The organism is Weissella cibaria (genome assembly GCF_004521965.1).
Lineage (GTDB): Bacteria > Bacillota > Bacilli > Lactobacillales > Lactobacillaceae > Weissella > Weissella cibaria_A.
The window spans coordinates 1-5610 of record NZ_SDGK01000055.1 but is presented as its reverse complement, the minus strand read 5'-3'; the positions used below and the strand labels follow the sequence as shown (position 1 = coordinate 5610).

Here is a 5610-nt window from a genome sequence, read left to right as displayed (position 1 = left end):
GCCCTGTTCCACCTACAAAAACACCCAGAAATCACGCCGTTTTAAGCTAAAATCCGGGTTTTGAAAAATTTTCGGGGTGCGGTACCTCTCGGTGCCAAAAAAAGCCTTTCCATAATCTTGACATCAGCGCCCGCGATACTTCGTTTTCATCTAAATGAAATTGAAAATCACCATACGCTCGCTTTAAAATACGACGCGCTTCCTTAACACTCATATGTGCTTCCCCCTTGTTTATGAAGTTAAATTAGAGTTATCTTGACTTCAAGTATTCTAAAGAATACAATAAATACATAGAAAAATAAGCATTACAAAAGCCTATATATCAACGTTAGCTCGTCCAAAAGCAATTGATATTTAAGTTATTTTTGCTTGCTGTTTAACTCGATGAATTAACCATAATTCTAAAGAATATTTTTGTCAACGATAAAAACAACTTTAGAATACTTTTATTTCATCAAATCTCAACGGAGCTTTGATATGACTGTATTTGAACGAATAAAAGACACAGCGAAATTACGTGGTACTAACCTTAAAAATCTGGCCAAACAAGTTGGATTAAGCGAAAACGCTATATACTCTTGGAAAAATAAAACACCCCGAACTGATAATGTACAAGCCGTGGCAGACGTCCTCGGCGTATCAGTAGACTACCTATTAGGTAACACTGATAAGATGCACCCTACCAGCATAGAACCAGAACTACCCAATGATTTAGAGGAAGTTTTGAAGCAGGTTAACCCTGTAATGTTTGGTGGTGCTGAACTAACAGACGACCAAAAGATGCTCCTATATAACATGGCTAAAGAGATGTCACGCAACAATCAACAAGGTGGTAAGTAGTTTGAATGACGAATTGAGAGAGTTGAGAAATCATCTGCTTACTATCGCTGAACGTCATGGCATTGAAGTTGAAGATATGACTAACACACCCGGCACACACATGTACGTACGTGTTTTCAATAAAATATTTATGAATCCTAATGAAACAACGGTCACATATGAATTTGGTCTTGCTCACGAACTAGCCCACGCACTCTATGGCGATCCAAACGGTGAACAGTATTATCCCTTTTCATTGCTGTTTAAAAAAGCAGAAGAAACAGCAGCTAATAAAAATGCGGTTCGACTGATTTCTGATTTTGTTTACCGTGATACACCTATTGAATTTAGAAACTACGTTAACTTTATGGAATCCTTGGGACTGCCTTCTTACTTTGAAGATATGGCCCGCGAAGCGGTTATGCAAGCATGAAAGCGAGGCATTCGTTTGCTACGTACAATTTTAATCATTGTCAACGCATTACTATTGCTAATCTCTATATCTCTATATGCTTACTTTAAGTTGAAAGAAGCTTATTTTAAACACGTAGCTGCTACATGGATAGTTGGTTTCGCAATAGTTGATTTTATCTATCTTTACTTCTTTAAAAATTGGACGTACTAACCACGTTACCTAGAAAGGAGTTATTAATATGAGATTGTGGCACGAATCTTTAATCCCAAAACTCCCTCGTCAGCAATTGCTAGGGCAACATAGAGAGTGTTGTGCACTTCGTGGCGGTGGTTGGGGCAAGAAGCATGCAACTGTGAATTACGTCTTTAACCACTCACCCTACAAATTATTTCAATATCACCAACTAGTAATGAACGAGATGTTACGTCGCGGGTATAAACCTAACGAATTATGGTTAGACCCCTTGTACCGTGGCACTAAGGAAGATTCTTATATTTCACTATCAAGTGAAGTTCTGACTTCGCCGATTTACCCCGAGCACGACAACGTCTATTTGACGGAGTGTATTGAAAACTTAAAAAAAAAGGCATTGAGATAGATTAAAAAAGCCACCCTTAAGGTGGCATACATACGTGCAGATAGGATTCACGTTAAAAGCTCAGGAGAAGTACAAACATGGAAGATAAAAAATCACTCCTTCTTATTGCTCGCATCGCTAGTGTGATGTCTGTACTGATGTACGTTTCATATATCCCACAAATCGTGGATAATCTATCTGGTCACGCAGGTGATCCAATACAGCCCTTCGTAGCTATGTTAAATTGTATCTTGTGGACTATTCACGGATTATTTGGGACGGACGGTCATACCCGTGACATGCCAATCGTAATTGCAAATGTGCCCGGTATTTTATTTGGATTCGCAGCTTTTATCACTGCGATTATCTAATTGTGAATATGCGTACCGCCCAGCGGGATACATAAAAAGCCACCCGTTAAGGTGGCATGAAAAGAACTATTTATGAAACAATTCATTTATCTGGACGATGTCGTATTAAATTCTCTCTTGGCACAAATTGATGAGGGACTACTAACTTCTTTCGGACTAACTAATACTACTGGTTCTCAAACTAACCAAAATGATGATTTCACTGGTAAACTTTCTGTCGGGATTTCTTCTACAAAAGGAGAAGTCAACTATTCTACAGGAACATCTTCATTAGAAAAAGAAGACAATTCAGAAATTCAGACTATGATACTAAACGATTATGCCGTTGATTTATTAATCCATAAGTTAGGACTATCTAGCACGACTACTGTGAACGCATCTTCGGATGGTGAAATCGTTCTTCAAGAGGCAAACTTTACACGAGTTGATTTTTCCGAACTAGATAATTTGTTTAGTAATCCAGCCTTGAAAACAATGATGGGTATGGACGACAACATTAACCTCGGAGATACAACCGGCATGAAACAAAACCAGATTATCGCTGCTCGAAAAAATGCAAAACGAGAACAACAAAAAACCATTGACAGCATATCGTCGCTCCTTTCACTTGGAGCAGCTGCGTTTCCTTCTGCAGCTTTGTTTGCTTCGGAGGACAAGACAACGTTAGCGATTGGAAAGTCAGAAAAAACCGTCTATCAAATGCTCAAATGCAAATGATAAACGGTTCAGATATACCTCTGAAAATTTTGGGCATCAAGCGCTCAACGCTAGACGCTTCTGCTGCTAATCTTTTTGATGATTTTTCAGAAAAAAATATTGATATCTTTTTTAGACTACCTGAAATGTTCCAAGCTATATTCTTCAGTTCAATAAGAATCGTTAATGATGGAGCGGCATTAGTTGAACCTATCGCAATTTTCTTCGACGTTCCAACTCAGTCTTAATTTCTTTAGAGTGTGTGCTGTTATTTAATTTCATTTTTTCGAAACGATCGCGAGTTTGATTTTGATTTATGATGACTTTTTTCTTAGTTGCATTTATATCACTAATTATTTTAAAAACTTGTTGCATCTGTCAAACTCCTTTCAGGTTTCATTACGGCAATTTTATCATAGTTCGTTGTTAACAACAAAAAAACGCACACCCCCGCCGCCAAGCTAGAAGTGTGCGTGTAGCAAATCAAAAACAACGCGCTATAGACACAGCGTTATTTTTTGTACAGGTAATTATATCACGACCTGGGCATGTCTTTAAACTGTCTAAAATTTTTAGATAAAGGTTAGGTTTAAACTAATGGCAGTATACAAAGCCGATAAAGGTTGGCGTGCTGACTTCTCATTTAAAGACGCCTCCGGAAAATATCGCAAGAAATCAAAGTGCGGGTTCAAAACAAAGAAAGAAGCTGAAGCCTGGTTGGCTGAGTATTCTATCAACCACGGCAAGCCAGCCCTACAAAAAGGATCACAAATTCTTTTTACTGACTACTTTGATGAATATGCAAAACTACACCTAGAAACCGGCATGAAAGAAGCCACCCATGAATCGTGGAGATTCGAAAAGAAGCTTGTCGTAGACGTTTACTTTACAGGTTTAACATTAGACCAAATCACACGACAGATGTATCAATCATTCCTAAACCATTACGCAATCGGAAAGAAAAGACAAACCGTTTCAAAACGTCATAGGTTACTGAGACTAGTTATCAATCAAGCTTTTCATGATGGTTTAATTCAAAGTGATCCCACGTTTGGAGTCACTATCCCAGGTTCTGATTCAAAAGATGCATCAGAAAAATTCTTGCAATTAGATGAGCTCACCACATTAATCGAATACATTGAAAACGATGAGAAGCTCATTACTTGGCGAACGGGTTTTATGGTCTATCTAATATCACTTTCCGGGCTACGTGCTGGTGAAGCATTGGCCCTCACTAAAAATGACGTTGATTCGAATGCACGGACAATTACCGTTAGCAAAACAAAACAATTGTCTGGCGCTATAACAACACCTAAAACAAAAACGTCAAATCGTACACTCGTTATGCCAAATCGTTTTTTCGATAGCTATCAGAAATTCATTGATGCTAAAGAACATTGGAACGCTGCATACGAATTGTTTGATGGTCGCAGATCTCCAAGTGTTGTTAATAGATGGCTTGAACGATTAGAAAAAGCGTTAGGATTTGAAAATATTATATCCTTGCACGGATTACGACACTCACACGTTTCCTACCTACTATCCAGTGGAGTTGACATCAGTTATTCTTCAAAAAGACTTGGACATTCTAACATTTCAATCACACAAGACACATATGCACACCTACTCCAACGCAAGCAACAATCAGAGGAAGACAAAACGATCACATTGCTTGACCAACTCAATTAAGCAACTTTTGTGGTGCGAATTTGGTGCGAATGGTGCGAAAAAGTGCGAATTTTTCAATACTTGACACTATTTTAAGACGGACAACAACACATTTAAAATACAAGAAAATTCACAAAACAAAAAAGACAAAACCCTACAAAGGCTATGAAACCAAGGGTTTTGCCGTCATATCAATGATTTTTCACATAATCAACGAAGTCTTGAAAGACGCGCAAATGTGTCTTATCACGTTGGAACATCATTTCAGGATGGTATTGCACAGCCCGAACAGATGCATCCGAACTCTGATAAGCTTCGACCGTCCCATCACTAGCAAACGCAGTGGGTTGCAAATCTGTACCTAATCGCTTAATTCCTTGGTGGTGGAATGAGTTCACAATCGGATCATCACCCAATGTGCCCGTCAAGAAGTTGTCCGGCAACACATCCAAACGATGTGTTGGCTCATACCACTTCACTGGGAATTGATCGTGCTTCACAATTGGATTACCATTTTCTGGCGTGTATTGCGTATCAATATCTTGAATTAGCGTGCCTCCCAAAGCAACGTTAATCAGTTGGGCACCGCGGCAAATTCCCATCAAAGGCTTGTTTTGTTTGCGTGCCTCTACGACAATCGCCAACTCAAATAAGTCACGTTGTCGGTCTGTTTCACCCATTTGCGGTGTTGGATCTTCACCATAAAATAGTGGTCCAACGTCTTGTCCGCCAATCAAAAGGACGGCGTCCACTGCATTAACGTACTCAGCCGTTTCCTCGGGTGAACCCATTGGAAAGACAACCGGTAATGCACCAGCTTCACGTAGCGCCGCCGTATAATTTTGCTGCGTATAATCAACATAATTCGTACGGTGCTTTGGATTTGGGTGGTTCAAATGATTACTTGGAATACCAATAATTGCCATCGTTGCGTGCCCCCCTGTTTCAAGTATGAAACATATTATACCGCTTTCATGAGTGTGTGGTTACAAAAAGGAATTTTTTTATCTTGAATTTACAATTCAAGTGCAACACTAAGCTAAATAAAAACTGACTCATAATGA

At 39.0% G+C, this 5610-nt stretch carries 9 protein-coding genes; 6 read left to right on the top strand and 3 right to left on the bottom strand.

The genetic code is table 11. From position 1 onward, the window contains the following. Positions 1 to 46 precede the first annotated feature (46 nt). Positions 47 to 214, bottom strand: a complete 168-nt coding sequence (locus EST42_RS11160) for a hypothetical protein (protein ID WP_245150433.1) — start codon at positions 212 to 214, stop codon at positions 47 to 49. 263 nt (positions 215 to 477) lie between these two features. Between EST42_RS11160 and EST42_RS07470 the strand changes: the two genes are divergently transcribed. From EST42_RS07470 to EST42_RS07450, 5 genes are all read left to right on the top strand, one after another. Next, positions 478 to 840, top strand: a complete 363-nt coding sequence (locus tag EST42_RS07470) for a helix-turn-helix domain-containing protein (RefSeq protein WP_134644893.1) — start codon at positions 478 to 480, stop codon at positions 838 to 840. Position 841: 1 nt separating this feature from the next. Continuing rightward, positions 842 to 1252 (top strand): ImmA/IrrE family metallo-endopeptidase, encoded by a 411-nt coding sequence (locus tag EST42_RS07465; protein WP_134644892.1) that lies wholly within the window; start codon positions 842 to 844, stop codon positions 1250 to 1252. A 220-nt stretch (positions 1253 to 1472) separates the two neighbouring features. Continuing rightward, positions 1473 to 1832 (top strand): TIGR02328 family protein, encoded by a 360-nt coding sequence (locus EST42_RS07460; RefSeq protein WP_134644891.1) that lies wholly within the window; start codon positions 1473 to 1475, stop codon positions 1830 to 1832. A 77-nt stretch (positions 1833 to 1909) separates the two neighbouring features. After that, positions 1910 to 2182, top strand: coding sequence for a hypothetical protein (locus EST42_RS07455; RefSeq protein ID WP_003610500.1), 273 nt, complete (start codon positions 1910 to 1912; stop codon positions 2180 to 2182). Positions 2183 to 2254: 72 nt separating this feature from the next. Further along, the gene (locus tag EST42_RS07450; RefSeq protein WP_134644890.1) at positions 2255 to 2899 is read left to right on the top strand and encodes a DUF6414 family protein; all 645 of its coding nucleotides are present in this window, start codon (positions 2255 to 2257) and stop codon (positions 2897 to 2899) included. Positions 2900 to 3088: 189 nt separating this feature from the next. On the opposite strand, the gene EST42_RS10590 is transcribed toward EST42_RS07450, so the two are convergent. Further along, complete coding sequence (locus EST42_RS10590) at positions 3089 to 3253, bottom strand: hypothetical protein (protein ID WP_167711175.1); 165 nt, start codon at positions 3251 to 3253, stop codon at positions 3089 to 3091. Between the two features lie 222 nt (positions 3254 to 3475). Here EST42_RS10590 and EST42_RS07445 point away from each other — a divergent pair, with 222 nt between their 5' ends. Then, positions 3476 to 4567, top strand: coding sequence for a site-specific integrase (locus EST42_RS07445; RefSeq protein ID WP_134644889.1), 1092 nt, complete (start codon positions 3476 to 3478; stop codon positions 4565 to 4567). A gap of 170 nt (positions 4568 to 4737) precedes the next feature. On the opposite strand, the gene EST42_RS07440 is transcribed toward EST42_RS07445, so the two are convergent. Then, positions 4738 to 5472 carry a gamma-glutamyl-gamma-aminobutyrate hydrolase family protein gene (locus EST42_RS07440; RefSeq protein ID WP_134644888.1) on the bottom strand — a complete coding sequence of 245 codons (735 nt, stop codon included), beginning with the start codon at positions 5470 to 5472 and terminating at the stop codon, positions 4738 to 4740. Positions 5473 to 5610: the final 138 nt, after the last annotated feature.

Excerpts from the sequence above, each read along its gene's own strand:
- EST42_RS07450 (WP_134644890.1), top strand. The coding sequence starts at position 2,255 with ATGAAACAATTCATTTATCTGGACGATGTCGTATTAAATTCTCTCTTG.
- EST42_RS07455 (WP_003610500.1), top strand. The coding sequence starts at position 1,910 with ATGGAAGATAAAAAATCACTCCTTCTTATTGCTCGCATCGCTAGTGTG.
- EST42_RS11160 (WP_245150433.1), bottom strand. The coding sequence starts at position 214 with ATGAGTGTTAAGGAAGCGCGTCGTATTTTAAAGCGAGCGTATGGTGAT.
- EST42_RS07445 (WP_134644889.1), top strand. The coding sequence starts at position 3,476 with ATGGCAGTATACAAAGCCGATAAAGGTTGGCGTGCTGACTTCTCATTT.
- EST42_RS07470 (WP_134644893.1), top strand. The coding sequence starts at position 478 with ATGACTGTATTTGAACGAATAAAAGACACAGCGAAATTACGTGGTACT.
- EST42_RS07440 (WP_134644888.1), bottom strand. The coding sequence starts at position 5,472 with ATGGCAATTATTGGTATTCCAAGTAATCATTTGAACCACCCAAATCCA.
- EST42_RS10590 (WP_167711175.1), bottom strand. The coding sequence starts at position 3,253 with ATGCAACAAGTTTTTAAAATAATTAGTGATATAAATGCAACTAAGAAA.
- EST42_RS07460 (WP_134644891.1), top strand. The coding sequence starts at position 1,473 with ATGAGATTGTGGCACGAATCTTTAATCCCAAAACTCCCTCGTCAGCAA.